The organism is Pseudomonas sp. m6p, from assembly GCF_055760375.1.
In genome coordinates this window covers 388464-414733 of the sequence record NZ_CM147084.1, presented here as the reverse complement: position 1 = coordinate 414733, position 26270 = coordinate 388464, and the positions used below count along the sequence as shown (strand labels likewise).

Below are 26270 nucleotides of genomic sequence, written 5' to 3'. Positions count from 1 at the left end.
GGCCGATAAACCAATCAACGCGCATTTTGCCAGAGCTGAGCGTCAACCGAAAAAAATGTCAGGCATACTTCCCACATCGATTGGCTACATTTCGCCCAAGGGCGACTTCAGCCGTCATAACACTCAAGCATTGGGCGGCGTCAGTCACCTGTGGCAGGATTTCTTTGCCCAGGCGATGGCCGAACAGACGAGTGATGTGGTGCCGGCGTGTGGCACGTTTCCACCGGTTGACCTGAACAGCCCGGAAGAACCGACCCTGGGCAGCGAGCTGCACGCGCACATCGTCGAGCAGCGTCAGTGCGACGTGGTCGAGACCGAAGTGCGTCCGCCAGAGCCGCTGTTCCTGCCGATCGCAGAGTTCGAAACCGATCTGCTGGACAAGCCGTTCCCACCGTTCCCGCCAGAAGAACTCAAGGCTCAGCAGGAGCAGCAGGACTTCGACAGCAGTTGGGTCCGTCCGATCGTGATCAACAACGGTCAGCCTGTGCCAGAGCCGGGTCCGGCACCGCAGAAGAAGCCGCTGTACCTGCCGATTGCCGAGTTCGATCTCGACCTGCTGCAAAAACCTTATCCGCCGTTCCCGCCGGAAGAAATCGTCGAGCAGCAGAAGGCTTTGGACTTCGACAACGGCTGGGCGCGCCCGATCGTCCTGCAGAACCTGCGCCTCGCTGCCTGATACTTCAGCGACACACGCTCCAGCGCCCGACATCGACATGAAAGTGATTGCGATGAGCGGCGTTGTAATCCGGACTCAACACCACACTGAACGCCTCGCAGGCGCCATCGCGCACCTGACGCAGAAACTGCGCGTCCTGGTTTTGCTTCGGCCAGTCTTTGAGCACACTGATGTTGCGCCCGTCCGCCAGACGAAAACCGCTGATGTCCAGCGCATCGGCACTGGCGTGGCGGCTGAGCGCCCCGCTCTCGCGGTTGTAGACGTTGCGACAGGCAAAGCTGCCGAGGTGATCAAGGCGCGCCACGTTCTGCCCGTAAACAGATTGCGCGGCGGGTTGCAGGGTATGCCGTTCAAACATCGCGTAAGCCACCGCCAGCGGACAACTGGCGAGGAAGCTGCTGCTCAGCACCACCTCACCGCCCTGCACGCGCACGGTGCCGATCAGCGGGCACTTGGTATCGGGACTGTCGGCTTGCGCTGTGATGCGCAGACCCGAGTTGCTCAGGACCTGTGCGCATAATTCGGGATTGCCGCGCAGGCGCATCAGCTTGAAACCGGTCAACCAGTTCGGCGCTGCCTTCACGTCCAGCGGCGCCCACGGGTTCCACTCGGCCGGCACGTCGACCCAGCCGCGCCAGACGCTGACCACGGCGCCAGCAATCATCAACAGTACCGACAGCGCGATCCAGCGGCCCATGCTCAGCCTTTGAAAAACTGATTGGCCTTGGCGTACGGCATCGATTGCGCGGTGAAGCCGAAGGTACCGCGCTGCTGGATTTCTTCAGCCGCGCGGAAGAACTCACCGAACGCTGCCAAAGCCAGCGCTGAACCGGTGCTGATCCTGCGCACACCCATTTCTTCCAACTCCTGTACGGTCAGTTTCAAACCGCCGGACATGAGCACGTTGACCGGTTTTGGCGCCACCGCGCGCACCACCGCCAGCACTTCTTCGGCGTTACGCAAACCCGGCGCGTACAGCACGTCGGCGCCGGCCTCGGCGAAGGCTTGCAGGCGGCGAATGGTGTCGTGGATATCGGGATTACCGTGCAAGTAGTTTTCCGCACGCGCGGTCAGAGTGAAGGGAAATGGCAGCGTGCACACTGCGGCGACGGCGGCTTCGATGCGCGCCACAGCGTGTTCGAAGCAGTAGATCGGCGCGTCGGCACGGCCCGTGGCGTCCTCGATCGAACCGCCCACCGCGCCCGCCTCGGCGGCACGCAGCAAGCTTTTCGCGCACTCGGCGGGGTCATCGGCGAAACCGTTTTCCAGGTCCACCGCCACCGGCAGATCGGTGGCTGCGACAATTGCCCGGACATTGGCCAAGGTGTCATCGAGACTCAGGGCGCCATCGGCTTTGCCTTGGGAAAACGCATAACCGGCACTGGTGGTCGCCAACGCCTGATAGCCCAGACTGGCGAGCATTTTCGCCGAGCCGGCATCCCACGGGTTGGGGATGACGAAAATCCCCGCACCTTCATGCAGGGCCTTGAAGGCCTGGGCTTTACGGGCTTGTTCTTGAAGGGCGTGGGCGTCCATCGGCAGGCTCCTGGGCAGGGGAAAAATCCGCCTTCAGAGCAAGCCGAGTTGCTCGGCGGCGGGTTCTCTGTATAGCTCAGGAAGGGACGGCAGGCCAGGCAAACGTTGCATCAATTGTGCGTGAAATCGTTGCGCCAGCTTCGCCGCCATCACGTTGTCGGCGGTGTGCAGGAAGATGTACGGCGTGCGGCCCTCTTCGATCCACTCGGCGATTTTCGCCACCCATGGCACGAGGAACGGATCGTTGGCTTCCAGCTCCGGGTGGCCGATGAAGCGCACCTGCGGACATTGAGTGAACGCCGCCGGACGGGTCGGCACCCGAGGCTTTTTCGATTGCGCGTGGATCACCGAAGACTCGGTCGACAGGCAACTGAACAGCGCCCGTGGATCGAGGCAGATGCGCTCCACGCCACGTTCAAGCAGCAGACGATTGAGCAGGCGCTCGCTCTCGCCCTTGGCGAAAAACTGTTCGTGACGGACTTCCACTGCCAGTGGCCGGTCCAGCGCGTCGATGAACGCCGTCAGCTCGGGCAATCGATGCGGGGTGAAGCTTTTCGACAATTGCAGCCACAGCGGCGAAACCCGTTCGCCGAGCGGGCTGAGAAGATTTACGAAGGTTTCGGCGGCGGTCAGTTGATCGCGCAGGTCACCGCTGTGGCTGATGTCGCCGGGAAACTTGGCGGTGAAGCGAAAATGTTCGGGCATGGTCTCGGCCCAGCGCTGCACGGTGGCCGGCGAGGGGCTGGCGTAGAAGGTCGTGTTGCCTTCGACGGCATTGAATACTTGGGAGTAGAGAGCGAGGAAGTCGGAGGTCTTGGCGTCTTCGGGGTACAGATACTCGCGCCAGGCGTTTTCGCTCCAGGACGGACAACCGAGGTAGTAAGGCAGATCCATCAGATGTACAGGTCGAGGCCCAGCACATCCGCATCCCAATCGACAAAACCGGCGGTGCTCAGGTAGCTGGCCAGGGCCATCGCTACGCTTTTGCTCATGGCGCGGTGATAAATCATGTCTTGCTGACGGGCAGGCAGATTGGCCAGGCGTTGTGCGGAGGCTTTGGCAGCGCGGGCGGCCAGTTGCTCTTCAGTCGGGAATTCCAGCTCGCCATCGATATCGTCGACGGACTCATCCAGCGCCACATTACCTTTGCGAGGCTTGCGCTTGATGGGGTAGGACTGAGAGGAAAGGCCGTCTATACGCATAATTTCATGCTCGGTATCGATGATGGCAATTTAGCGGCACTTGACCGACTTAGCAAACCGCCGAGTGATAACTAGAACACATAAAGCGTAAAAGGTTTAAAGCGCGGGGTTGGAAACTGACGATTGGCAGAATTTGGAATAAGCAGGGGGATTGTGGAGAGCCTTGTGTGGTGAGGGGATTCATCCCCGATGGGTCGCGAAGCGGCCCCAAAATCAGCGACTGCTTCGCAGCCGATCGGGGATAAATCCCCTCACCACAGAGGCTTCCCCCGCTAGAAGTCAGGACTCAGCGAGCCTTTGGAGTAGCGACTTTATCGCGCAGGTAAACCGGTTGCGCATCGTCGGCCGGGATCGACTCGCCGCGCTCCCAGGCAAATCGCGCCAGGGTCAGCAGGTCTTCGGCGTGAGGCAGCATGCCGGCATCCGAGCCGCTCAGGCTGACCGCGATCCGCTCGCCATAGCCCCAACCGGTGCCCGCACCAAACCACTCGCCGCTGGCATCGGCCGGCAGCGCCGCGGCTTCCGGTGGCAGCACCGCTTCGGCACCGACCAGACGCATCTCGCCGGCGGTCTCGCGGTAGCAGCCCCAATACACTTCATCCATCCGCGCATCGATGGCCGCCGCGACCTGGCTCACACCGTGTTCGCGATATGCGCGCTGTGCCAGCACCGCCAGGTTGGACACCGGCAGCACCGGACGATCCAGCGCAAACGCCAGACCTTGCACCACACCAATGGCGATCCGCACACCGGTAAACGCCCCCGGCCCACGACCGAAGGCAATGGCGTCCACCGCTTGCAACGTGGTGCCGGCGTCGGCCAGCAGTTGCTGGATCATCGGCAGCAGCTTCTGCGCGTGCAGACGCGGGATCACCTCGTAATGGCTCGTGACCTTGCCATCATGCAGCAAGGCAACGGAGCAAGCTTCGGTCGCGGTGTCCAGGGCCAGCAAGGTGCTCATCGATGTTTCCAAAACAGGTGGGAGAAAAAGGGTGTCAGTATAAACAACTACGGCCCGCAAGCGGGCCGTGGATGATGCAGCGGATCAGCTTTTTCAGCTCAGCGCTTCGAGCACCTTGGCGGTGATCGCTTCAACCGAACCAACGCCCGGGATGTGGCTGTACTTCGGCTTGCCGTTGGCAGCGGAGAGCTTCTGGTAGAAATCCACCAGCGGCTTGGTCTGCGAATGGTAGACCGACAGGCGATGACGCACGGTTTCTTCGGTGTCGTCCTTGCGCTGCACCAGATCGTCGCCGGTAACGTCGTCTTTGCCAGCCACTTTCGGCGGGTTGTAGACGATGTGGTAAACGCGGCCGCTGGCCTCGTGAACGCGACGACCGGCGATACGCTGAACGATTTCTTCGTCTTCAACAGCGATTTCAACCACGGCGTCCAGTTCGACACCGGCAGTCACCAGGGCTTCGGCTTGTGGAATGGTGCGCGGGAAGCCGTCGAACAGGAAGCCATTGACGCAGTCGGGTTGAGCGATGCGATCCTGCACCAGCGCGATGATCAGGTCATCCGACACCAGGCCGCCGGCATCCATGATGCTCTTGGCTTGAACGCCCAGCGGAGTGCCGGCCTTGACCGCAGCACGCAGCATGTCGCCGGTGGAGATTTGCGGAATGCCGAATTTCTCGGTGATGAACTTAGCCTGAGTACCTTTACCGGCCCCGGGAGCTCCCAGCAGAATGACGCGCATCGATGTGCTCCTCAATTTTTTATATAGAAAACAACGGGATTCGCCTCTTTGGGCCAATCTCAAAAAAACGGGTCGTGGCCGCACAAACGGCCAAAGGCTGATCAAGATACACAGCAGGCTGCGCCCACACAAGACGCCAAAAGTCGGAGAAACCGGCGCCCGCCGCGACCTTGCGACGCGGTAACCCAAGTCGCAACCCCATCATTAACTGTCGCCTGCCCGCACTTTCTGCCCGTGTACAAAGCGGCACCCGGCCTGTGCACCGGGCGCCTGATACCACCGCAAAAACCTTAGCCGGTATTGCGCAACCCGGCGGCAATCCCCGCCACAGACACCAGCAGCGCCTGCTCCACCGGGCTGCCCTGCTCGACATTTTGCTGCCGTGATCGGGCCAACAGCTCGGCCTGCAATAGATGTAGCGGATCAAGATAAGTGTTGCGCAGACGGATGAATTCCAGGGTGTCCGGGCTATGTGCCAGCAGCTGCGACTGCCCGGTCAGACCAAGCACCACCGCACACGCCTGCGACAATAGGTCGCGTAACTGCGCGCCCAACGGCAGCAAGTCCGGCTCGACCAGACGCTGGTCGTACGACAGCGCGATGTCAGCGTCGGCCTTGGCCAGGACCATTTCCAGCATGTCGATACGGGTGCGGAAGAACGGCCACTGTTCACGCATCTGCCCGAGCAGTTCGCCTTCGCCGCGCTCCAGCGCCTTGCTCAACGCGCTTTCCCAGCCGAGCCACGCCGGCAGCATCAGCCGCGTTTGCGTCCAGCCGAAGATCCACGGAATCGCCCGCAGGCTCTCGATCCCACCGGCACGGCGCTTGGCCGGACGGCTGCCAAGGGGCAAGCGCCCCAGTTCCTGCTCCGGCGTCGATTGGCGGAAATACTCGACGAACTGCGGATTTTCACGCACCACGGCGCGGTACGCGGCGACGCCGTCGGCGGCCAGTTCATCCATCAGGTGCCGCCATTCGGGCGTCGGCGGCGGTGGTGGCAACAGCGTCGCTTCGAGCACCGCGGCCAGATACAGATTGAGGTTCTGCTCGGCGATGTCCGGCAGGCCGAATTTGAATCGAATCATTTCGCCTTGCTCGGTGGTGCGGAATCGCCCCGCCACCGACCCCGGCGGCTGCGACAGAATCGCCGCGTGCGCCGGACCGCCGCCACGGCCCACGGTGCCACCGCGACCGTGGAACAACAGCAGTTCGACTTGCTGCTCGCGGCAGATCTCCACCAGCCGCTCCTGCGCGCGATATTGCGCCCAGGCCGCAGCGGTGGTGCCCGCGTCCTTGGCCGAGTCGGAATAGCCGATCATCACTTCCTGCGGGCCTTGCAGCCTTGCGCGGTAGCCCGGCAACAGCAACAGACGCTCCATCACCGGCCCGGCGTTGTCGAGGTCCGCCAGGGTTTCGAACAGCGGCACCACGCGCATCGGCCGCAACACGCCGGACTCTTTGAGCAGCAGTTGCACCGCCAGCACATCGGAAGCCGCGCCCGCCATCGAGATCACATAAGAGCCCAGCGAGGCGCCCGGCGCGGCGGCGATTTCCTTGCAGGTGGCGAGCACTTCAGCGGTGTCGGCGGACGGTTTGAAATGCGCCGGCAACAACGGGCGACGATTGCTCAATTCGCGGGTGAGGAAGCTGATGCGCTGTTCTTCGTCCCAGTCTTCGTAGCGACCGAGGCCAAGGTAATCGGTGATTTCGGTCATTGCCGAACAGTGCCGCGTCGAATCCTGACGCACATCGAGGCGTACCAGAAACAGGCCGAAAGTCACTGCCCGGCGCAGGCAATCGAGCAACGGCCCGTCGGCAATCACGCCCATGCCGCATTCGTGCAGGGAGTTGAAACACAGTTCCAGCGGATCGAGCAGATCGCGGTTGTTGTGCAACACGTCGGCCGGCGCCGGTGTGCTGGCGCTGAGCGAGGCATGCGCCCAATTGCGCGTGGCACGCAGGCGTTCGCGCAACTGCTTGAGCACCGCACGGTAAGGTTCGGCGCTGTCACCGGCCTTGGCCTTGAGCGCATCACTGGCCTGCTGCATCGACAGTTCCGCAGCCAGATGATCGACATCGCGCAGGTACAGGTCGGCAGCCATCCAGCGCGCCAGCAACAGTACTTCGCGGGTCACCGCTGCCGTGACATTCGGGTTGCCGTCACGGTCGCCGCCCATCCATGAAGCAAAGCGGATCGGCGCCGCTTCCAGCGGCAAGTGCAGGCCCGTCGCTTCATACAGCGCCTTGTCGGCCTTGCGCATATGGTTGGGAATCGCCTGCCACAGCGAGTGTTCGATGACTGCAAAACCCCACTTGGCTTCATCGACCGGGGTCGGCCGGGTACGGCGGATTTCTTCGGTGTGCCAGGCTTCGGCGATCAAGCGTTGCAGGGTGTTCTGGATCTGTTCGCGCTCGGCGCTGGTCAGGTCGCGGTGATCCTGCGCGGCCAATTGCGCGGCGATCGCGTCGTACTTCTGGATCAGCGTGCGCCGCGCCACTTCGGTCGGGTGCGCAGTCAGCACCAGTTCGATTTCCAGGCGCGCCAGTTGCCGGGCCAGGGATTCGGCGCTGTGGCCTTCGTTACGCAGGCGGGCGAGCAGTTCCGGCAGTACGCGGGATTCGAACGGCGCAGGCTGCGACTCTTCGCGGCGATGAATCAGCTGATACTGCTCGGCGATGTTCGCCAGGTTGAGAAACTGGTTGAACGCCCGCGCCACCGGCAGCAGTTCGTCTTCGCTCAACTGATTGAGGCTGGCGCTGAGTTCGGCGTCCATCGAGCCACGGCGATCTGCCTTGGCGCCCTTGCGGATCTGCTCGATCTTGTCGAGAAATTCCTCGCCGTACTGGTCGCGGATGGTATTGCCTAACAGCTCACCCAACAGGTGAACGTCCTCGCGCAAGCGTGCATCGATATCGGTCATCAGCAGTTCTCCAGCGGTAATCGGGACGGCTCAGAAACGAATGCTTTGCCCAGAGAGTGCCGCTCTGTGGCGCTTCTTACAAGCAGACGACGAAGGGACTTTAAACCTTGCGGCCTGAAGCTAGTCTCAACAGTAAGCCGCACAACGGCTTGCCGGCCGCGCCGGACACTCACCCGATCCTGCCATGAGCAGGTACGACATGAGGTCATCATGAAAATCCGTGAACTCGCCCAGCATTGGGAAGAAAACGCCAAGGGTCGCCTGACCGACACTGGCTACACGATTCATCTGGACGTCGAGGCCGCTGCGCGCCTGGCGGCGATTGCCGAGATGTACCCCAAACGTCATCCGGAAGAACTGCTCGGCGAACTGATCGGCGCCGCGCTCGAAGAGTTCGAGGCGAGCCTGCCGTATGTGAAAGGTTCGACGGTGGTGGCGACGGATGAAGAAGGTGATCCGCTGTATGAGGACGTCGGTCCGACGCCGCGGTTTCTGGCGCTTTCACGCCGGCATTTGCAGTATTTGTCCGCCGCTGCCGGCAAGCAGAAACACTGACACAACAAAGATCAAACTGTGGGAGTGAGCTTGCTCGCGAATGCGGTATTTCAGCCGACATTGATAGCGACTGATTCACCGCATTCGCGAGCAGGCTCGCTCCCACATTGACTGTATCGAACTTCAAAAATCGCACGCTTTTTACCCCGCGCGTACCTCTCCCCTCCTCCAAAGTTCCCGGTTTAGAGCCTTGTCGACTTGGTCAAAAAAACTTTTGGCGATAGGCCATCTTTTCTGAACTTTTGAAAAACGCCTTCGGTCGGAAGCTGTAACCACGCCTGGAACGAGCGTTTCAAAAACGCGCTTTTACACGACGCTTGCGGCTCCTCGACCAGGATGGATTTTCGGTTTTATCAGGAGTTAAACAATGGAGTTGAAGACCATGAAGACCCAAACCTCGTTCTCCCACCTGCGCGGTCTGAAACTGGCTGCTCTGGCCATCGGTACCAGCTTCGTACTGGCCGGTTGCGCCGGTAACCCGCCAACCGAGCAGTACGCCGTGACCCAATCGGCGGTCAACAGTGCGGTCAGCGCCGGTGGTACCGAGTTCGCTGCAGTAGAAATGAAGCAGGCGCAGGACAAGCTCAAGCAAGCCGAAATCGCCATGCACGACAAGAAGTATGAACAGGCTCGTACCCTCGCCGAACAAGCCGAATGGGACGCTCGCGTAGCAGAACGCAAGGCTCAGGCTGCCAAGGCCGAACAGGCTGTGAAGGATTCCCAGAAAGGTGTTCAGGAACTGCGTCAGGAAAGTCAGCGCACCGTGCAGTAAGCGCGCATCCCGAATCGCAAAGCTGAAACTTTTATCGATAGAAAGGACGACAAATTATGCGTAAGCAACTGATGATCCCCGCTCTTCTGGCCGCAAGCGTTGCCCTGGCTGCCTGCTCCACCCCGCCTAACCCGAACCTGGAACAGGCGCGCACCAACTACGCCGGCCTGCAGGCCAACCCACAGGCGAGCAAAGTCGCGGCCCTGGAAACCAAAGACGCCAGCGATTACCTGGACAAGGCCGACAAGGCTTATCTGGACAAGCAAGACGCAGCCAAGGTTGACCAACTGGCCTACCTGACCAACCAGCGCGTGGAAGTGGCCAAGCAGACCATCGCCCTGCGCACCGCTGAGAACAACCTGAAAAACGCTGCCGCGCAACGTGCCCAAGCGCGTCTGGACGCTCGTGATCAGCAGATCAAACAACTGCAGCAGAGCCTGAACGCCAAGCAGACCGATCGCGGTACGCTGGTGACTTTCGGTGACGTGCTGTTCGCCACCAACAAGGCTGACCTGAAATCCAGCGGTCTGGTGAACATCAACAAACTGGCGCAGTTCCTCCAGGAAAATCCGGATCGCAAAGTGATCGTCGAGGGTTACACCGACAGCACCGGCGCTGCTTCGTACAACCAGTCGCTGTCCGAGCGTCGTGCGACTTCGGTTCAAGTCGCGCTGATCAAGATGGGCGTAGATCCTTCGCGCATCGTGGTTCAGGGTTACGGCAAGGAATACCCGGTTGCCGACAACGGCAGCGTTTCCGGTCGTGCGATGAACCGTCGTGTGGAAGTGACCATTTCCAACGACAACCAGCCAGTGGTGCCACGTTCGGCGGTCAGCTCGAACTAAGCAACACGCAGTGACGTAAAAGCCCCGCCTGACTGAATCAGGCGGGGCTTTTTGTTGAAGATCAAAAGATCGCAGCCTGCGGCAGCTCCTACAGGGATCGTATTCCAATGCAGGAGCTGCCGAAGGCTGCGATCTTTTGCGTTTAAGGCTCGAGTTTCTGCGGGGTTTCCTGGCCCATGCAACGCACGGCTTTTTTCTGCGCATTGATCAGCACCCCGGTCAGGCCTTTCTGCTCGGTGTCAAACAGCACCAGTACGCCATCGATGCACTGCGCCACCTGCGGCGCCGGGTCCAGCGAGACTTTGTAGTCTTCGCCCGGCACAGTCTTGAGCATGGTGAATTCGTTGAGCAGCAGCGCATCCTCGGGTTTGGCGAAGTGCAGGTAGCCGTAATACCACAGGGCACCAACGGTGCCGAGGATGCTGCAGATACCGGTGATGATCAGCGGGATGGCGTTACGTTCTTCAGTCATTGCGGACTCTCGTCTTCAGAATTCGGGGGTTGCGGATAATTGGGAATCTCGCCGAGGCGGCGCAGGCCGTTGAAGTGCTCGGGATCTTCCAGATAACGCAGCATCACCTGGCGCCAGACCGGGTCGCCGAAGGTCTGTACGTGGCCGCCGCGGGTCAACTGCAACACCCGTGGTGGCGGCGCTGCCTGATACAGGCGGATGGCGTTGGACATTGGCACCAGTGGGTCGTCGATGCTGTGAAAGATCAGTTTCGGCACGCCGTTAAGCTGCGGCATCGAGTTGATCGCACTGTCGCCGTCCGGCACCAGCCACGACAACGGCACCTGGAACGGCCAGGTCAGCCACGACGTGCTGAGGGCGTACTGACCGACGCTGCGGTAACTGGCGGGCACACCGTCGAGCACGAAGGCTTTCAGCTGTTTCTGCCGCTCGGGGTGCTGCACCAGCCAATGCACGGCCATTGAGCCGCCGAGGCTCTGGCCGAGGAGGATCAGCGGCTTGCCTTTGACCTCTGGCGCCTGATCCAGCCAGGCGAACGCAGCGTCGATGTCCTGATAGATCGCCGGCAGGCTCGGCTCGCCCTCGGACAAGCCATACCCGCGATAATCCACCAGCAGCACCTGATAGCCGTTTTTCGGCAACCACCAACTGCCACCCAAGTGCATCGGCAGATTACCGCCGTTGCCGTGCAGGTGCAGGACGGTGCCTTTGACCTCGACACCGGGCTTGGCCGGTAGCCACCAGGCGTTGAGCTTGAGGCCGTCGGCCGTGGTCAGGGTGACGGTGCGGTATTCGAGCTTGGCTCTTTCCGGGGTAAAGACCTGGCCCGGCTCGGGGTAAAACAACAGCGAACTGCAACCGCCGAGGGTCAGGAGCAGGCAAAGGATGCCGAGGATTCTCATCCGGTGAAACCTCGCGAAAAAGTGGAATTAACGCAATCAAATGTGGGAGCGAGCCTGCTCGCGAAAGCGGTGTGTCAGCCAACAATCATGTTGAATGTTAAATCGCATTCGCGAGCAGGCTCGCTCCCACAGGAAATATTGGTAGTTCAGAGGATATTGGAGTAATCCGCCTCGATCCGGTCCAGGCTCAAGTGATTGAGGAAGTTGGAGAAGCACATCCACGCCGACAGCGCGTTCATGTCGCGGAACTGTTCCGGCAGGTATTTCGGCGGCACCACCAGACCTTCATCGACCAGTTGACGCAGGGTACGCATGTCCTCCAGCGTGGTCTTGCCGCAGAACAGCAGCGGTACCTGCTCAAGCTTGCCCTTACGCACGGCCAACTGAATGTAGTTGTAAACCATGATAAAGCCCTTGAGGTAGGACAAGTCTTTGGTGAATGGCAGACCGGTTGGCGTCGAGCCTCGGAACACCCGGCTGGCGTTGCCGTAGCTTTCGGCCATTTCGAAACCCTGTTCGCGGAAGAACTCGAACACCTGCAAAAAGTCCGCGCCCTCCTCGACCATGTGAATGGCGCGGGTGCGGTTGGTCAGTTTGCGCAGGCGGCTCGGGTAGGAGGCGAAGGTGATGATTTCCATCAGGATCGCCAGGCCTTCCTGGGTCACCGTCGACGAGGGTGGGCCTTTGGACAGGAAGGTGCAGATCGGCTGGTTCAAGCCATTGAGCGTGGTGCCGACGTGCACCAGACCTTCATGGACTTCCAGTGCACGCACGTCGCGGTCGTTGAACAGCGCGTCAGTGCGGATCTTGATGTAATCGGCGCCCGCGGCCGCGTCGGCAACGATGCCGTCGGACTCGAACACGCGGATGGTTTCCTCGGCCTCGCCAAACACCTTGTTCAAGCGGGTTTGCAGCAGGTGCACGGCGTCCTTGGCGGTGAGGACTTTCGGCTCGTCCTTCAGGTCGCCACGGCCATCGATGTTGTTCAGGTAGTCGGACATCATCAGGCCGAGGTCGGCCAGGGTCGGGTCGCCGGCGTGAAACGCATCGGACGCGGCGCCGTACAGCTCTTGCGAGATCAGGCCGAAATCTTCGGTGCCGCGCGCTTCGAGCATGCGCACCACCATGCGGTATTCCTTGCACATGCGCCGCATGATCTGCCCGACCGGGTTGAACTGGCCGAGCTGGCGGGTGATGTCGCGTTCGATGTTCTGGAACTCGAGTTTGACCTTGCTCGAATCGAAGGACAGCGGCCGATTGAGGTAGTAGTCGCGATCCACCGCCGGCATTTCCTTGCCCTTGGCCTTGAGAAAGCCCTTGCGGATGTTCTCGTCCCACTTCACCGCATCGAGCACGCGGATCGGCGTCTGCGCCAGCACAATGCGATCGGACAACGTGCGTATCGTCTGCTGGTAATCGTCCACCCGAAACTCCTGTAGAAAACTGAATTATTTGGCGCGGGCCTGGCGCTGATAGCGCGCGGCCTCGACGAATACGTCGGAATTGGCCGGATCGTCGAGGTAAGCAAAGACCTTGTCGAGGCTACTGTCGACTTGCACGCCGTCGCCGTCGTCCTCGGTCTGGAAAACCTTGCCGTCGAGGGCTTGCTGTTTGATCGCCTGATTGATCTGTTCGAGGTCGAGGTTGTACACCACCAGTTCGTGTTTGTCGGTGAGTTCGAAACCGGCGATGGCGTATTGGCCACCGTAACGCGCCGGCACTTTCGCCGACAGGTACCAGCGGCTGCCGTGGCGCGACACCGTGAACGGGTAAGCCTCGCGCTCGTGAGGCCGGGCCTTGAACCAGGTGACGGCCTGATAGCGATCATGGCCGACGCGGGTCAACTCAAGGTTCATCGGCTCGCCCCAGGCATTGGTGCTCGACCACGTGCCCAGCAGGCCCTTGGGCGCCGACTCACTGGCGGGCAACGGATCCTTGAAAGTCACCAGACAGCCACTGAGCAGCAGGAACGACAAGGCGATCAGCACGCCACGCCAGGCTTTCATTCAACACTCCCTATGAACATATCCCGCCCTGACGATCACCCATTTCACCTGTGGGAGCGAGCCTGCTCGCGAAAGCGGTGTGTCAGGCAACAGAGATGTTCAATGTCAGACCGCATTCGCGAGCAGGCTCGCTCCCAAAGGGGTTGGCGTTACACCGAGGCCAGGACCAGATGCATGTACCGCGTCAGAATCCCGAGCATGTCCTGTTCGGCCAAAGGCTCGGCGTCGTTGAGCAGGCCCTGATATTCCATCCGTCCGATAATCGCCGTCAACACTTTGGCATCCTGTTGCGGTTCACGCGAGCCCAGGACTTGGAACAACTGGCAGGTGCCCTGCAGCAGAATCTGCTGATGCGAGCGCACCAGATCCGCCAGGCGCGGGTTGAGCAGCGCTTCCTGGCGGAACGCCTGCTCGGCCATCAGATGCTCGCGACGGTTGACCAGTTGCCGGTGCACATAGTCCGCCATCAGCCGCGCGATGTCGTCGGCCAGTTGCGAGCGCGACTCGGGGCTGCCGTCGCCACTGACGACCATCTCGCGCAGCAAGCCTTCGTTGTTGATCCACAGCTTGGCCATGTAGGCCGCGCTGCGTTCGACGTATTGGGCGAAGGTATCGGTGAGCAGGTCATCGATGTCCTTGAAGTAATAGGTGGTGGCCGACAGTGGCACACCGGCCTCGGCCGCCACGGCCCGGTGGCGCACGGCACGCACGCCGTCGCGCACGACAATGCGCATCGCCGCGTCGAGAATGTCCTGTCGACGCTGCTCACTGCCCTGTCGGCTGGCCTTGCGGCCCTGGTACTGAACACTTTCAGCGACCGCAGTGGCGATACCCGCTGCACCTTCTTGAGCGATTGCAACCATCACGACTGGACTTCCTCTGCTATTGCAAAATTAACCAATTGATACATTTGTACCAGACAGGCAATAAAAAGCCGCCTGTTTTAGGCGGCTTTTTAACTGAAACGTTTACGCTTGCGGTCGCATGTGCGGGAACAGGATCACATCGCGGATCGATGGCGAGTTGGTCAGCAACATCACCAGACGGTCGATGCCGATGCCTTCACCGGCCGTTGGCGGCATGCCGTACTCCAGCGCACGCACGAAGTCGGCGTCGTAGTGCATGGCTTCGTCGTCGCCAGCGTCCTTGTCGGCCACCTGCGCCATGAAACGCTCGGCCTGGTCTTCCGCGTCGTTCAACTCGGAGTAGGCGTTGGCGATTTCACGGCCGCCGATGAACAGCTCGAAACGGTCGGTGACGTTCGGGTTCTCGTCGTTACGACGAGCCAGCGGCGACACTTCGAACGGGTACTGAGTGATGAAGTGCGGCTGCTCCAGCTTGTGCTCGACCAGTTCTTCGAAAATCATCACCTGCAGCTTGCCCAGACCTTCGAAGCCCAGCACCTTGGCGCCGGCCTTCTTGGCGATGGCGCGCGCCTTGTCGATGTCGTTCAGGTCATCGGCAGTCAGCTCTGGGTTGTACTTGAGGATCGAGTCGAACACCGACAGACGGGCAAACGGCTCGCCGAAGTGGAACACCTTGTCGCCGTACGGCACGTCGGTGCTGCCCAGCACCAGTTGCGCCAGTTCACGGAACAGCTCTTCGGTCAGGTCCATGTTGTCTTCGTAGTCGGCGTAAGCCTGGTAGAACTCCAACATGGTGAATTCAGGGTTGTGACGGGTCGAAACGCCTTCGTTACGGAAGTTGCGGTTGATCTCGAACACCTTCTCGAAACCGCCAACCACCAGACGCTTCAGATACAGTTCAGGCGCGATACGCAGGAACATTTCCATGTCCAGCGCGTTGTGGTGGGTTTCGAACGGCTTGGCCGCTGCGCCGCCAGGAATGGTCTGCAGCATCGGCGTTTCGACTTCGAGGAAGTCGCGCTTCATCAGGAAGCTGCGGATGTGCGCGATCACTTGCGAACGCACGCGGAAGGTCTGGCGCACTTCTTCGTTGACGATCAGGTCAACGTAACGCTGACGGTAGCGCTGTTCGGTGTCGGTCAGGCCGTGGTGCTTGTCCGGCAGCGGGCGCAGCGACTTGGTCAGCAGGCGCACGTTGGTCATTTCGACGTACAGGTCGCCCTTGCCGGAACGCGCCAGAGTACCTTCGGCGGCGATGATGTCGCCCATGTCCCAGGTCTTGACGGCGGCCAGGGTGTCTTCGGACAGGGTCTTGCGGTTGACGTAGACCTGGATGCGACCGGTCATGTCCTGGATCACCATGAACGAGCCACGGTTGAGCATGATGCGACCGGCAACCTTGACCGGGATTGCAGCCTCGGCCAGCTCTTCCTTGGTCTTGTCCGCGTATTTCTTCTGCAGATCTTCGCAGTAGTTTTCACGGCGGAAGTCGTTCGGGAAGGCGTTGCCCTTGGCGCGCTCGGCAGCCAGCTTTTCCTTGCGCAGGGCGATCAGGGAGTTTTCTTCCTGTTGCAGGGCTTGCGGGTCGAGTTGTTGGTCGCTCATGTCTTCAGATATTCCATCAGGTTCGTTGCCCCCGGGCCTGGCGGCCCGGGAATCGCCAGCAGGGCTGGCTCCTACAGGGATCGCGTTGCGTCAGCGATCCTGTGTGCGTCTGTTACAGCCCCGATTTCAGGCTGGCTTCCAGGTATTCGTCGATATCGCCGTCGAGTACCTTGTCGCAGTCGCTGCGTTCGATGTTGGTGCGCAAGTCCTTGATCCGCGACGCGTCGAGCACGTACGAACGGATCTGGTGACCCCAGCCGATGTCCGACTTGGTGTCTTCCAGCGCCTGGGAAGCGGCGTTGCGCTTCTGCATTTCCTGCTCGTACAACTTGGCCCGCAGCATTTTCATCGCGGTGTCCTTGTTGGCGTGCTGGGAACGTTCGTTCTGGCAACTGACCACGGTGTTGGTCGGTACGTGGGTGATACGTACGGCCGAGTCGGTGGTGTTTACGTGCTGACCACCGGCACCGGAGGAACGATAGGTGTCAATCCGCAGGTCTGCCGGGTTGATTTCGATTTCGACCTTGTCGTCGATCTCTGGCGAGACGAAAACGGCAGAAAACGAAGTGTGGCGACGGTTGCCGGAGTCGAACGGGCTCTTGCGCACCAGACGGTGCACGCCGATCTCGGTGCGCAGCCAGCCAAAGGCGTATTCGCCCTTGATGTGCACGGTCGCACCTTTGATACCGGCGACTTCACCGGCCGACAGTTCCATGATGGTCGCGTCGAAACCGCGTTTGTCCGCCCAGCGCAGGTACATGCGCAGCAGGATGTTGGCCCAGTCCTGGGCCTCGGTGCCGCCGGAACCGGCCTGGATGTCCAGGTAGGCGTTGTTCGGGTCCATCTCATGGCTGAACATGCGGCGGAATTCAAGCTTGGCCAGTGACTCTTCAAGCCCTTGAAGCAGTTCAACGACGTCGTTTACCGCGCCTTCATCGTTTTCTTCAACGGCCATGTCGAGCAGCTCGCGGGAATCGGCCAGACCGCTGGACAGCTCATCCAAAGTGTCGACGATCTGCGCCAGCGATGCTCGCTCGCGGCCCAGTTCCTGGGCGTATTCAGGTTTGTTCCAGACTGCAGGATCTTCAAGCTCGCGATTGACTTCGATCAGACGCTCATGCTTTTGATCGTAGTCAAAGATACCCCCGAATAGTTTCGGAGCGCTCGGACAGGTCCTTGATGGTGTTCAGGATCGGGTTGATTTCCATGACGGGCAGCACTCGTTGGCGAACTTTTGAAAGCCGGCGAGTATAACGTAATCACGCGGTCACGGCAGCCCGTCTGGCGGCTGTCGGGGTGAATCACTTGACACATTGCCCCTGTAGGAGCTGCCGCAGGCTGCGATCTTTTGATTTTGCTTTTAAAGATCAAAAGATCGCAGCCTGCGGTAGCTCCTACAGCAATTGATGGGTTACTCGATACCTACCTGGTTACGGCCATTGTTTTTCGCCTGATACAACCCACGATCCGCCGCCGAAATCAGCAACCGGCAGTCGCTGCCCGCCTGCGGCACCATGGTCGCCAGGCCGATGCTGATGGTCAGGCTCGCCCCTTCGCTCGGAGTGTTGTGCGGAATCTTCAGCGCCGCCACGGTCTGGCGCAGCTTCTCTGCCACCAGCCGGGCACCGCCCGGCGAGGTGTTCGGCAGTACCAGCGCGAACTCTTCACCGCCGTAGCGTGCCGGCAGATCCGACGGTCGCGCGCTGGCGTCGCGGATCGCCGTGGCGACCTTGCGCAGCGCCTCATCGCCTTCGACATGGCCAAAGCTGTCGTTGTAGGACTTGAAGTAATCGACGTCGATCATCAGCAACGACAACTGGCTCTGATCGCGCAACGAGCGGCGCCACTCCAGCTCCAGGTACTCGTCGAAGTGCCGGCGGTTGGACAGCCCGGTCAGGCCGTCGGAGTTCATCAGCCGTTGCAGCACCAGGTTGGTGTCGAGCAACTGCTGCTGGCTGACGCGCAACGCACGGTACGCCGCATCCCGCTGCAGCAGGGTCATGTAGGAGCGCGAGTGATAGCGAATGCGCGCCACCAACTCGATGGTGTCCGGCAGTTTCACCAGATAATCGTTGGCCCCGGCGGAGAACGCCGCGCTCTTGATCAGCGGATCCTCCTTGGTCGACAGCACAATGATCGGGATGTCCTTGGTCGCCGGGTGATTGCGGTATTCGCGCACCAGGCTCAGGCCGTCGAGGCCGGGCATCACCAGGTCCTGCAAAATCACCGTCGGCTTGATCCGGACCGCCTGGGCGATGGCCTGGTGCGGGTCGGAACAGAAGTGGAAGTCGATGTTCTCTTCGTTCGACAGCCCACGGCGCACGGCTTCGCCGATCATCGCCTGATCGTCCACCAACAACACCATGGCGGCGTTCTCGTCGGTTTTAATGTCGTCGATCTGTAAATCATTCATGGGCGGTCACCTGAGTACTGCGGGGGCCAGGATTGCGGAAAACACTGTTCATTTGGGGAAAACCTCCAGCAATCGTGGCGCTATCTTTTCCAGTGGACGGATTTCGACGGCTGCATCGATCGCCGCTGCGGCCTTGGGCATGCCGTACACCGCACTGCTTTGCTGATCCTGCGCGATGGTCAGGTATCCCTGCTGGCGCATGAGCTTAAGCCCTTGCGCCCCGTCGCGTCCCATTCCGGTCAATAAAACCCCGATGGCATCGCCGTTCCAATAGTTGGCGACACTTTCGAAGAAGACGTCGATCGAGGGTCGGTAGATCTCGTTGACCGGCTCGGCGGTGTAGGCCAGCGTGCCGTTTTTCAATAAGCGAATATGGTGATTGGTGCCAGCCAGCAGCACCGCGCCGGCCTGTGGCGGCTCGCCTTCGCGGGCCAGGCGCACGTCCAGGCCACTGGCGCTGGCCAGCCATTCGGCCATGCCCGCGGCAAACACCTGATCGACGTGCTGCACCAGCACAATGGCCGCCGAAAAATTGCGCGGCAGGCCCTTGAGCAATACTTCCAGCGCGGCCGGCCCGCCGGCAGACGAGCCGATCGCCACCAGCCGCTTGCACGACGCCGAACTGCGGTGCGGTGTCGGCACCGGACGCGAACGCGGGGTTTTCTCGCCGATCAGCCAGCCGATATTGAGGATCTTGCGCAGCAACGGCGCCGCCGCTTCCTGCGCGTTACCGGCCCCCAGGGCCGGGGTATCGACCACATCCAGCGCACCGTGGCCCATGGCCTCGAACACCCGATGCACGTTCTGCTGGCGGTCAACCGTAACGATGACGATCGCGCACGGGGTTTCGGCCATGATCCGTCGCGTGGCCTCGACACCGTCCATGACCGGCATGATCAGGTCCATCAGGATCAGATCCGGGGTGTTTTCGGCGCACAGACGCACGGCCTCGGCGCCGTTGCCGGCCACCCAGACCACTTGATGCGCCGGCTCGAAGGCCAGCGCACGGCGCAAAGCCTCCACCGCCAGTGGCATGTCGTTGACGATTGCGATTTTCATGCCCGCGCTCCTCCAATGAGCTCAACCACTGCATCGAGCAGGGCGTCGTCATGAAAACTGGCCTTGGCTAAATAATAGTCGGCGCCCGCATCCAGTCCACGACGGCGGTCCTCTTCACGGTCCTTGTACGAGACCACCATCACCGGTAGCGATTGCAGACGGGTATCACGGCGCAGCAACGTAACCAGTTCGATGCCGTCCATACGCGGCATGTCGATGTCGGTGATCAGCAAATCGAAGTCCTCCGAACGCAGCGCGTTCCAGCCGTCCATGCCATCCACCGCGACCGCCACGTCGTAGCCGCGATTGAGTAGCAGCTTGCGCTGCAGCTCGCGCACCGTGAGCGAATCGTCGACCACCAGAATCCGTTTGCGCGCCACTTCGGCGGCCTGGTTGCCGTGCCGCGCAATACGCTCCAGACGCCCGGTGTTGAGCAGCTTGTCCACCGAGCGCAACATGTCTTCGACATCGACGATCAGCACCACCGAGCCATCGTCAAGCAGCGCCCCGGCGGAGATGTCCTGCACCTTGCCCAGTCGTTCATCCAGCGGCAGCACCACCAGAGTGCGCTCGCCGACAAATCGTTCGACCGCCACGCCATAGACCGCATCGCGCTCGCGGATCACCACGACCTTGAGGGTTTCGCCGCTGCTCTGACTGGCCGGACGATTCAGCAACTGGCTGGCGGCGACCAACCCGACATGTCGGCCTTCGTGCCAGAAATGCTGGCGACCTTCGATCTGCACGATGTCCTGTGGCTCCAGGTCGCACATGCGCTCGATGTGCGCCAGCGGAAACGCATAGGCTTCCTCGCCGACCTCCACCACCAGACTGCGCACTACCGACAGGGTCAGCGGCACTTCCAGATGAAAGCGGCTGCCCTCGCCCGCCGTCTGCTCCAGCACCACTGCACCGCGCAGTTGCCGGACCATGTGCTGCACCGCGTCGAGGCCGACGCCACGCCCCGACACTTCGGTGACGGTGTCGCGCAGGCTGAAACCTGGCAGGAACAGGAACGTCAGCAGTTCTTCTTCGCTCAACTGCGCGGCAGTTTCGGCCGGTGACAATTGGCGTTCAACGATGCTGCGGCGGACCTTTTCCAGGTCGACACCATTGCCGTCGTCACTCAGTTCGAGCACCAGCAAACCGGCCTGATGCGAAGCACGCAGGCGGATCAGGCCCTCTTCGGACTTGCCCTTGAGCAGGCGTTGTTCCGGGGTTTCGATGCCGTGGTCGACCGCGTTACGCAGCAGATGAGTCAGCGGCGCTTCGAGTTTTTCCAGTACGTCGCGGTCGACCTGCGTCTTCTCGCCTTCGATTTCCAGCCGCACCTGTTTGCCAAGACTGCGCCCCAGATCCCGAACCATGCGCACCTGACCGGTGAGCACGTCGGCAAACGGGCGCATGCGGCAGGCCAGCGCGGTGTCGTAGAGCACTTGTGCGCGCTGGCTGGCCTGCCAGGCGAATTCGTCGAGCTCGGCGTTCTTTTCCGCGAGCAATTGCTGAGACTCGGCCAGCAAGCGCCGCGCATCTTCAAGGGCTTCCTGGGCTTCGAGGCTCAGCGTCTGTTCCTTGAGATGCACATTGAGGCTTTCCAGCGCCCGTAGACCATTGTTCTGCATGCGCCTGAGGCGCTGCATGGTCGCTAGATGCGGCTTCAGTCGCTGGGTTTCGACCAGTGATTTACTCGACAGGTCGAGCAGGCTGTTCAGACGCTCGGCAGTGACCCGCAGCACGCGCTCGCCACCTTCGGTGGTGCGTTTGTTCTTGCGCGGTGCCGGGTCGGAGGTTTCCTGCGGTGTATCAACCGCCGGCCTGGGCGCTGGCGGTGGCGGTGGCGTTTCGATCGGCGCAGACGGTGCCTGCATCTGCAATTCGGCCATGGGCGGCGACGCCACGGCGGGCGGTGTCGAAGGGTCGAGCAGGCGGCCCATCAACGCCACATACGCCTCAATGTCCGGCGCTTGCGGGGCATTGGCCGGTGTGGCGATACGCATCAACAGATCGGTGCCCTGCAACAACGCATCGATGTGCTCGGGGCGCAGCAACAGCCGCTTTTCTTGAGCGCTGACCAGACAATCTTCCATCACGTGGGCGACGCTGACACCGTTGTCGATGCCGACGATCCGCGCCGCGCCCTTGAGCGAGTGCGCCGCACGCATGCACGATTCCAGATAGTCGGCCTGAGTCGGATTACGCTCCAGCGCCAGCAGCCCACTGCTCAGCACCTGGGTCTGGGCCTCGGCTTCGAGGCTGAACAGTTCCAGCAGCGAGGCGTCGCGCATTTGCTCGGGGGTCATGTGAGGCTCCGGGTCACGGCGGACAGCAACTGTTCTTCATCCAGCCAACGCAGGCTGCGCCCCCGGAATTGCAGGACACCACGGGTGTATTTGGCGCTGGCAGTGCTGTTGTGCTCACTGCCGGCACGCGACGCGGCGTCGAGAATTTTTTCATCGATGGCGTGGATGCCGTCGACCTCATCCACTGGCACCACCACCGGCCCACCGTGGGCGGCGACGATCAACATGCGCGGCATGATCCGCGCGCCCGTGGCCGGTGCGGCGTTGCCATCCAGATCGAGCAACTCGACCAGCGACAGGCACGCCACCAGCGCGCCGCGCACGTTCGCCACGCCGAGCAGGGCCCGCGAGCGCTGGTGCGGCAACGAGTGAATTGCCTGCAGCGGAGCGACTTCCACCAGACTGCGGGTGGCCAGGCCCAGCCACTCTTCGCCCAGGCGGAACATCAGCAGCGAACGGGTTTTCACATCGCTTTCGACCGCCACGGCGACCGGGTCGCGCTCATCCTGCTGCAACGCATAGCGGTCGAGTAGACGCGTGGCGGCAGCGGAATACACCGCGCAGTTTCGGCAGTGAATATGCTCGGTCAGCAACGGGCAGGACTTGTCGCCGTGAATGCCGATGCGGTTCCAGCAGTCATCGATGGCCCGGGCGTCTTCGTGGGTGACGTTCAAGGTGTCGGACGGGATCATCGTTTACGCTCACTGTCGGCGGTACGACCGCTGCGCGCGGCGCGTTCCTGCAATCGTCTGGCACCGGCGCTGTCGCCCTGGGCCTGCAGCAACGCAGCCAGGTGCATCAAGGCTTCGGGATGCTGCGGCTCAAGGTACAAGGCCTTGCGGTAATGGCTCTGGGCTTCGAGGGTGGCGCCGGCCACGTCACTGAGCAGGCCGAGCCAGTAGAACACCTGCGCCACCGGTTCGTGACTGCGCAGGTACTGCTCGCACGCCGCACGGGCCTCGGCGCTTTTGCCTTCGTTGGCCAGCGCAGCGATGTTGGCGAGCAAGGTCGCCGCGTCCGGGTTGACGCTTTTGCTGCTGACGGGCAACGGTGCAACGTTGGCAAACGGACGCGGGCGCACGGGTGGCGGCGGCGTGCGCAGCGGTTGGCGCACGGGCAATGGTGGCGGAGTCGGCAGCGACAGCGGTTGCGGTACCGGATCGTTTTGTCGACTGAAGGCAAACGACTGTGGGATGCCAATCGAGCGCATGCCCAGACGCCCGAGCAGACTGCCCTCGGCCGGGCCGATGAACAGCACGCCATCCACGTGAGTCAGACGCTTGAGCACTTCGAACACCTGCTTCTGGGTCGGCTGGTCGAAATAGATCAACAGGTTGCGGCAGAACACGAAATCGAACGGCGGCTCACCCGCCAGCAGCGTCGGATCCAGCACATTGCCGGCCTGCAGGCGCACCTGTTCGCGCACGGCGTCGCTGACTCGATGGCCGTCCTGTTCGGCGGTGAAATGACGCTCGCGAAAGTCCAGCTCCTGACCCCGAAACGAGTTCTTGCCGTACAGCCCGCGCCGCGCCTTGTCCACCGACAGCGGGCTGACATCCATGCCATCGACCTTGAACTGATGGGGCTTGAGCCCGGCATCGAGCAAGGCCATGGCAATCGAATAGGGTTCCTCGCCGGTCGAACACGGCAGGCTGAGGATGCGCAGCGCGCGCATGTTGTTCAATTCGTCCAGACGCTTGCGCGCCAGCTTGCCGAGGGTGGCGAAGGATTCCGGGTAACGGAAAAACCAGGTTTCGGGGACGATCACCGCCTCGATCAACGCCTGCTGTTCGTCCCGCGAACCTTGCAACAGTTGCCAGTATTCATCGCTGTGCGCCGCTTGCGAGAGCGTGGTGCGTTGGCGCACCGCGCGCTCGATGATCGCCGGTCCGACCGACGTGACATCCAGACCGATGCGTTCCTTGAGGAAATCGAAAAAACGCTGATCGCTGCTCATGACTGCGCCTCATGCGGCGCGGGAAAGAGCAGGCTGCGCACGGCGTCATCCAGCAAATCGTTGACCCGCACCCACTGCACCAGGCCCTGGGCATCTTCGCGCACCGGGCCGAGGTACGGCGCCTGACGATTGTCCAGACCATACGGCTGAAAATCCTCGGGATTGCAGCGCAGGGTATCGGTCGCCTGTTCGAGTATCAGTCCGAGCCAGCGTGACGGCTGCCGTTCATCCGGGCGGTAATGCACCAGCACCAGCCGGGTGCTGGTACGCGCCTCGGCCGGTTGGCCGAAGGTCAGCGCACTGAGGTCGATGGCCGGCACCACCGCACCGCGATAGGCGAACACCCCGGCGACCCAGTTCGGCGCTTGGGCAATCGGCTTCAACGGCAGGCGCGGCAACACTTCCGCCACCTCGGTGGCGCGCAAGGCGTAACGCTCGCTGCCGATGCGAAACAGCAGGAACAACGCCTGCTTCGCCACCGGCGCTGCGCTGCGTTTGGCGGTGATTTCGCTCATCAGACTTTGAATCGCGAAACGCCACTGCGCAGCCCGACGGCCACCTGGCTCAGTTCGTCGATGGCGAAACTGGCCTGACGCAACGACTCGACGGTCTGGCTGCTGGCGTCGCCCAACTGCACCAGCGCATGGTTGATCTGTTCGGCACCGGTGGCCTGGGCCTGCATGCCTTCGTTGACCATCAACACCCGCGGCGCCAGCGCCTGCACCTGATGGATGATCTGCGACAGTTGCTCGCCGACCTGCTGCACTTCGGCCATGCCCCGGCGCACTTCTTCGGAGAACTTGTCCATGCCCATCACGCCGGCAGACACCGCCGACTGGATCTCGCGGACCATCTGCTCAATGTCGTAAGTGGCGACGGCGGTCTGATCCGCCAGACGCCGTACTTCGGTGGCGACCACGGCAAAACCACGGCCGTACTCACCGGCCTTCTCGGCCTCGATGGCGGCGTTGAGCGACAGCAGGTTGGTCTGATCGGCGACCTTGACGATGGTCACCACCACCTGATTGATGTTGCCGGCCTTCTCGTTGAGGATCGCCAGTTTGGCATTGACCAGATCGGCTGCGCCCATCACCGAGTGCATGGTGTCTTCCATGCGCGCCAGGCCTTGCTGGCCGGAACCGGCGAGTACCGAGGCCTGATCGGCGGCGGTGGACACTTCGGTCATGGTGCGCACCAGATCCCGCGAGGTGGCGGCGATTTCCCGCGAGGTCGCGCCGATTTCGGTGGTGGTGGCCGCGGTTTCGGTGGCGGTGGCCTGTTGCTGCTTCGACGTGGCGGCAATCTCGGTCACCGAGGTGGTCACCTGCACCGAGGAACGCTGGGCCTGAGACACCAGCGAGGTCAGCTCGGTCATCATGTCGTTGAAGCCGGTTTCCACCGCGCCGAACTCGTCCTTGCGATCCAGATTCAGACGGCTGCTCAAGTCACCGGTGCGCATGATTTCGAGGATCTTCACGATGCGGTTCATCGGCGCCATGATCGCGCGCATCAGCAGCAGGCCACAGGCACCTGCCGCCAGCACGGCCACCAGCAGCGAGACAAACATGCTGACCTTGGCCGCCGCTACCGCCTCGTCGATGTTGGCCATGGCCTGATCGGCGACCCGCTTGTTCTCGCCGATGATGTCGTTGAGTTTCATGCGACCGGTGTACCAGGCCGGGGTCAGCTTCTCGGTGAACAGCTTGACCGCGTCGGCTTCCAGGTTGCGCTTGTGCAAGTCGAGCACCTGATCCTGGATCTGCATGTAGGTGTCGTGATCCTTCTCGAACGCAGCGAACTCGACCCGGTCCTCGTCGGTGGTGACGGTGTTGCGGTAGTTGGCCATCTGCTCCTGCAGGCGCGTCTCGAACGCCTTGTAGTCCGCCGCATCTTCACTGCTGATACCCTGCCCTTCCTTGAGGCCCAGCAGCTCTTGGGTCTGCAGATAACTGTCGACCCACGCGCCGCGGATCATCGAGCTGTAATAGACGCCGGGAACGGCGTCATCACGCACGCTGCTTTCACTGGCTTCGATTTTCAGCAGGCGGGAATACGAAACGACGACCATCAGCAACATGATGGCGATAATCACCGCAAAGCTCGCCAAAATGCGTTGGCGCAACGTCCAGTTCTTCACAGTGATTCCTCGTGCCTAAGTCGAAATGCGGGGAGTATAGCCGAGGGCGGTGTCTCATTTATAAGACGCTTTTTAACCCTCGGGCCGACCCGAGGTGGTTGGCGGGAAGGCTCTGGGGTGGGACTGTCCGACAATCCGGGGCTGACGTGCCAGTGATGGAACGGCAAAAAGGGGCGATGGATCGGCCATTGCTGTTGTTGTGAGGCTGGAAACGCAATCGCGAGCAGGCTTCGGTGCCTGGCGCAAAACCTGTAGGAGCTGCGGCACGCTGCGATCTTTTGGGGGGGGGGGGGGGGGGGGGGGGAGAAAGGGGGGGGGGGGGGGGGGGGGGGGGGGGTTGGGGG

General features: G+C 61.7%; 25 protein-coding genes. 4 read left to right on the top strand and 21 right to left on the bottom strand.

Annotated elements, in window-relative coordinates; genetic code table 11:
• Positions 1-55 precede the first annotated feature (55 nt).
• On the top strand, positions 56-676 hold the full coding sequence (locus ACYZUM_RS01880; protein WP_041063310.1) for a hypothetical protein: 621 nt from the start codon (positions 56-58) through the stop codon (positions 674-676).
• 4 nt (positions 677-680) lie between these two features.
• On the opposite strand, the gene ACYZUM_RS01875 is transcribed toward ACYZUM_RS01880, so the two are convergent.
• The 7 genes from ACYZUM_RS01875 to ppc form a co-directional block, all read right to left on the bottom strand.
• Positions 681-1373, bottom strand: coding sequence for an extensin-like domain-containing protein (locus ACYZUM_RS01875; RefSeq protein ID WP_108181805.1), 693 nt, complete (start codon positions 1371-1373; stop codon positions 681-683).
• 2 nt (positions 1374-1375) lie between these two features.
• Complete coding sequence (locus ACYZUM_RS01870; RefSeq protein WP_108181804.1) at positions 1376-2212, bottom strand: isocitrate lyase/PEP mutase family protein; 837 nt, start codon at positions 2210-2212, stop codon at positions 1376-1378.
• A gap of 33 nt (positions 2213-2245) precedes the next feature.
• Positions 2246-3106: a DUF72 domain-containing protein gene (locus ACYZUM_RS01865; protein ID WP_041063287.1), complete on the bottom strand. Its 861-nt coding sequence runs from the start codon at positions 3104-3106 to the stop codon at positions 2246-2248.
• Positions 3106-3414: a hypothetical protein gene (locus tag ACYZUM_RS01860; RefSeq protein ID WP_003222071.1), complete on the bottom strand. Its 309-nt coding sequence runs from the start codon at positions 3412-3414 to the stop codon at positions 3106-3108. The genes ACYZUM_RS01865 and ACYZUM_RS01860 overlap by 1 nt, the downstream gene beginning before the upstream one ends.
• Positions 3415-3700: 286 nt before the next feature.
• A complete protein-coding gene (tsaB, locus tag ACYZUM_RS01855; RefSeq protein ID WP_108181803.1) occupies positions 3701-4375 on the bottom strand; it encodes a tRNA (adenosine(37)-N6)-threonylcarbamoyltransferase complex dimerization subunit type 1 TsaB in 675 nt (224 codons plus the stop codon).
• 93 nt (positions 4376-4468) lie between these two features.
• A complete protein-coding gene (gene adk, locus ACYZUM_RS01850) occupies positions 4469-5116 on the bottom strand; it encodes an adenylate kinase (RefSeq protein WP_025112233.1) in 648 nt (215 codons plus the stop codon).
• 290 nt (positions 5117-5406) lie between these two features.
• The gene (gene ppc / locus ACYZUM_RS01845) at positions 5407-8037 is read right to left on the bottom strand and encodes a phosphoenolpyruvate carboxylase (protein WP_108181802.1); all 2631 of its coding nucleotides are present in this window, start codon (positions 8035-8037) and stop codon (positions 5407-5409) included.
• Positions 8038-8247: 210 nt separating this feature from the next.
• Here ppc and ACYZUM_RS01840 point away from each other — a divergent pair, with 210 nt between their 5' ends.
• From ACYZUM_RS01840 to lptF, 3 genes are all read left to right on the top strand, one after another.
• Positions 8248-8592 carry a pilin assembly protein gene (locus ACYZUM_RS01840; RefSeq protein ID WP_108181801.1) on the top strand — a complete coding sequence of 115 codons (345 nt, stop codon included), beginning with the start codon at positions 8248-8250 and terminating at the stop codon, positions 8590-8592.
• Between the two features lie 367 nt (positions 8593-8959).
• The gene (locus ACYZUM_RS01835) at positions 8960-9364 is read left to right on the top strand and encodes a DUF4398 domain-containing protein (RefSeq protein WP_007964219.1); all 405 of its coding nucleotides are present in this window, start codon (positions 8960-8962) and stop codon (positions 9362-9364) included.
• Positions 9365-9420: 56 nt separating this feature from the next.
• Positions 9421-10209, top strand: coding sequence for a lipotoxin F family OmpA-related lipoprotein LptF (gene lptF, locus ACYZUM_RS01830; protein ID WP_041063276.1), 789 nt, complete (start codon positions 9421-9423; stop codon positions 10207-10209).
• 142 nt (positions 10210-10351) lie between these two features.
• On the opposite strand, the gene ACYZUM_RS01825 is transcribed toward lptF, so the two are convergent.
• The 14 genes from ACYZUM_RS01825 to ACYZUM_RS01760 all read right to left on the bottom strand — a co-directional run bounded on the left by ACYZUM_RS01825 (position 10352) and on the right by ACYZUM_RS01760 (position 25926).
• On the bottom strand, positions 10352-10681 hold the full coding sequence (locus tag ACYZUM_RS01825; protein ID WP_007964217.1) for a hypothetical protein: 330 nt from the start codon (positions 10679-10681) through the stop codon (positions 10352-10354).
• The gene (locus tag ACYZUM_RS01820; protein WP_041063273.1) at positions 10678-11583 is read right to left on the bottom strand and encodes an alpha/beta hydrolase; all 906 of its coding nucleotides are present in this window, start codon (positions 11581-11583) and stop codon (positions 10678-10680) included. Before ACYZUM_RS01820 ends, ACYZUM_RS01825 begins: the two co-directional genes overlap by 4 nt.
• Positions 11584-11729: 146 nt before the next feature.
• On the bottom strand, positions 11730-13007 hold the full coding sequence (locus ACYZUM_RS01815) for a flavohemoglobin expression-modulating QEGLA motif protein (protein ID WP_095667407.1): 1278 nt from the start codon (positions 13005-13007) through the stop codon (positions 11730-11732).
• 24 nt (positions 13008-13031) lie between these two features.
• Complete coding sequence (locus ACYZUM_RS01810) at positions 13032-13589, bottom strand: hypothetical protein (protein ID WP_108181800.1); 558 nt, start codon at positions 13587-13589, stop codon at positions 13032-13034.
• 149 nt (positions 13590-13738) lie between these two features.
• A complete protein-coding gene (locus ACYZUM_RS01805; RefSeq protein WP_007964212.1) occupies positions 13739-14452 on the bottom strand; it encodes a TetR/AcrR family transcriptional regulator in 714 nt (237 codons plus the stop codon).
• Positions 14453-14557: 105 nt separating this feature from the next.
• Positions 14558-16060 (bottom strand): lysine--tRNA ligase, encoded by a 1503-nt coding sequence (gene lysS, locus ACYZUM_RS01800; protein WP_041063265.1) that lies wholly within the window; start codon positions 16058-16060, stop codon positions 14558-14560.
• Positions 16061-16172: 112 nt separating this feature from the next.
• A protein-coding gene (gene prfB, locus ACYZUM_RS01795) for a peptide chain release factor 2 (RefSeq protein WP_096795805.1) occupies positions 16173-17268 on the bottom strand; the annotation gives its coding sequence in 2 pieces (ribosomal slippage) (positions 16173-17195 and positions 17197-17268; 1095 coding nt in all).
• Between the two features lie 203 nt (positions 17269-17471).
• On the bottom strand, positions 17472-18473 hold the full coding sequence (locus ACYZUM_RS01790) for a response regulator (RefSeq protein WP_047292797.1): 1002 nt from the start codon (positions 18471-18473) through the stop codon (positions 17472-17474).
• 48 nt (positions 18474-18521) lie between these two features.
• Positions 18522-19532 (bottom strand): chemotaxis response regulator protein-glutamate methylesterase, encoded by a 1011-nt coding sequence (gene cheB / locus ACYZUM_RS01785; RefSeq protein WP_041063258.1) that lies wholly within the window; start codon positions 19530-19532, stop codon positions 18522-18524.
• Positions 19529-21832 (bottom strand): hybrid sensor histidine kinase/response regulator, encoded by a 2304-nt coding sequence (locus ACYZUM_RS01780; RefSeq protein ID WP_108181799.1) that lies wholly within the window; start codon positions 21830-21832, stop codon positions 19529-19531. The genes cheB and ACYZUM_RS01780 overlap by 4 nt, the downstream gene beginning before the upstream one ends.
• Complete coding sequence (locus ACYZUM_RS01775; protein WP_108181798.1) at positions 21829-22524, bottom strand: chemotaxis protein CheW; 696 nt, start codon at positions 22522-22524, stop codon at positions 21829-21831. The genes ACYZUM_RS01780 and ACYZUM_RS01775 overlap by 4 nt, the downstream gene beginning before the upstream one ends.
• A complete protein-coding gene (locus ACYZUM_RS01770; RefSeq protein ID WP_108181797.1) occupies positions 22521-23789 on the bottom strand; it encodes a CheR family methyltransferase in 1269 nt (422 codons plus the stop codon). Before ACYZUM_RS01770 ends, ACYZUM_RS01775 begins: the two co-directional genes overlap by 4 nt.
• Positions 23786-24304, bottom strand: a complete 519-nt coding sequence (locus ACYZUM_RS01765) for a chemotaxis protein CheW (RefSeq protein WP_041063245.1) — start codon at positions 24302-24304, stop codon at positions 23786-23788. The genes ACYZUM_RS01770 and ACYZUM_RS01765 overlap by 4 nt, the downstream gene beginning before the upstream one ends.
• On the bottom strand, positions 24304-25926 hold the full coding sequence (locus ACYZUM_RS01760; RefSeq protein ID WP_098967409.1) for a methyl-accepting chemotaxis protein: 1623 nt from the start codon (positions 25924-25926) through the stop codon (positions 24304-24306). The genes ACYZUM_RS01765 and ACYZUM_RS01760 overlap by 1 nt, the downstream gene beginning before the upstream one ends.
• Positions 25927-26270: the final 344 nt, after the last annotated feature.

Excerpts from the sequence above, each read along its gene's own strand:
- ACYZUM_RS01790 (WP_047292797.1), bottom strand. The coding sequence starts at position 18,473 with ATGAATGATTTACAGATCGACGACATTAAAACCGACGAGAACGCCGCC.
- ACYZUM_RS01840 (WP_108181801.1), top strand. The coding sequence starts at position 8,248 with ATGAAAATCCGTGAACTCGCCCAGCATTGGGAAGAAAACGCCAAGGGT.
- ACYZUM_RS01825 (WP_007964217.1), bottom strand. The coding sequence starts at position 10,681 with ATGACTGAAGAACGTAACGCCATCCCGCTGATCATCACCGGTATCTGC.
- ACYZUM_RS01810 (WP_108181800.1), bottom strand. The coding sequence starts at position 13,589 with ATGAAAGCCTGGCGTGGCGTGCTGATCGCCTTGTCGTTCCTGCTGCTC.
- ACYZUM_RS01765 (WP_041063245.1), bottom strand. The coding sequence starts at position 24,304 with ATGAGCGAAATCACCGCCAAACGCAGCGCAGCGCCGGTGGCGAAGCAG.
- ACYZUM_RS01875 (WP_108181805.1), bottom strand. The coding sequence starts at position 1,373 with ATGGGCCGCTGGATCGCGCTGTCGGTACTGTTGATGATTGCTGGCGCC.
- lysS (WP_041063265.1), bottom strand. The coding sequence starts at position 16,060 with ATGAGCGACCAACAACTCGACCCGCAAGCCCTGCAACAGGAAGAAAAC.
- cheB (WP_041063258.1), bottom strand. The coding sequence starts at position 19,532 with ATGAAAATCGCAATCGTCAACGACATGCCACTGGCGGTGGAGGCTTTG.
- ACYZUM_RS01870 (WP_108181804.1), bottom strand. The coding sequence starts at position 2,212 with ATGGACGCCCACGCCCTTCAAGAACAAGCCCGTAAAGCCCAGGCCTTC.
- adk (WP_025112233.1), bottom strand. The coding sequence starts at position 5,116 with ATGCGCGTCATTCTGCTGGGAGCTCCCGGGGCCGGTAAAGGTACTCAG.
- ACYZUM_RS01865 (WP_041063287.1), bottom strand. The coding sequence starts at position 3,106 with ATGGATCTGCCTTACTACCTCGGTTGTCCGTCCTGGAGCGAAAACGCC.
- ACYZUM_RS01775 (WP_108181798.1), bottom strand. The coding sequence starts at position 22,524 with ATGATCCCGTCCGACACCTTGAACGTCACCCACGAAGACGCCCGGGCC.
- ACYZUM_RS01820 (WP_041063273.1), bottom strand. The coding sequence starts at position 11,583 with ATGAGAATCCTCGGCATCCTTTGCCTGCTCCTGACCCTCGGCGGTTGC.
- tsaB (WP_108181803.1), bottom strand. The coding sequence starts at position 4,375 with ATGAGCACCTTGCTGGCCCTGGACACCGCGACCGAAGCTTGCTCCGTT.
- ACYZUM_RS01805 (WP_007964212.1), bottom strand. The coding sequence starts at position 14,452 with ATGGTTGCAATCGCTCAAGAAGGTGCAGCGGGTATCGCCACTGCGGTC.
- ACYZUM_RS01780 (WP_108181799.1), bottom strand. The coding sequence starts at position 21,832 with ATGACCCCCGAGCAAATGCGCGACGCCTCGCTGCTGGAACTGTTCAGC.
- lptF (WP_041063276.1), top strand. The coding sequence starts at position 9,421 with ATGCGTAAGCAACTGATGATCCCCGCTCTTCTGGCCGCAAGCGTTGCC.
- ACYZUM_RS01880 (WP_041063310.1), top strand. The coding sequence starts at position 56 with ATGTCAGGCATACTTCCCACATCGATTGGCTACATTTCGCCCAAGGGC.
- ppc (WP_108181802.1), bottom strand. The coding sequence starts at position 8,037 with ATGACCGATATCGATGCACGCTTGCGCGAGGACGTTCACCTGTTGGGT.
- ACYZUM_RS01860 (WP_003222071.1), bottom strand. The coding sequence starts at position 3,414 with ATGCGTATAGACGGCCTTTCCTCTCAGTCCTACCCCATCAAGCGCAAG.
- ACYZUM_RS01770 (WP_108181797.1), bottom strand. The coding sequence starts at position 23,789 with ATGAGCAGCGATCAGCGTTTTTTCGATTTCCTCAAGGAACGCATCGGT.
- ACYZUM_RS01835 (WP_007964219.1), top strand. The coding sequence starts at position 8,960 with ATGGAGTTGAAGACCATGAAGACCCAAACCTCGTTCTCCCACCTGCGC.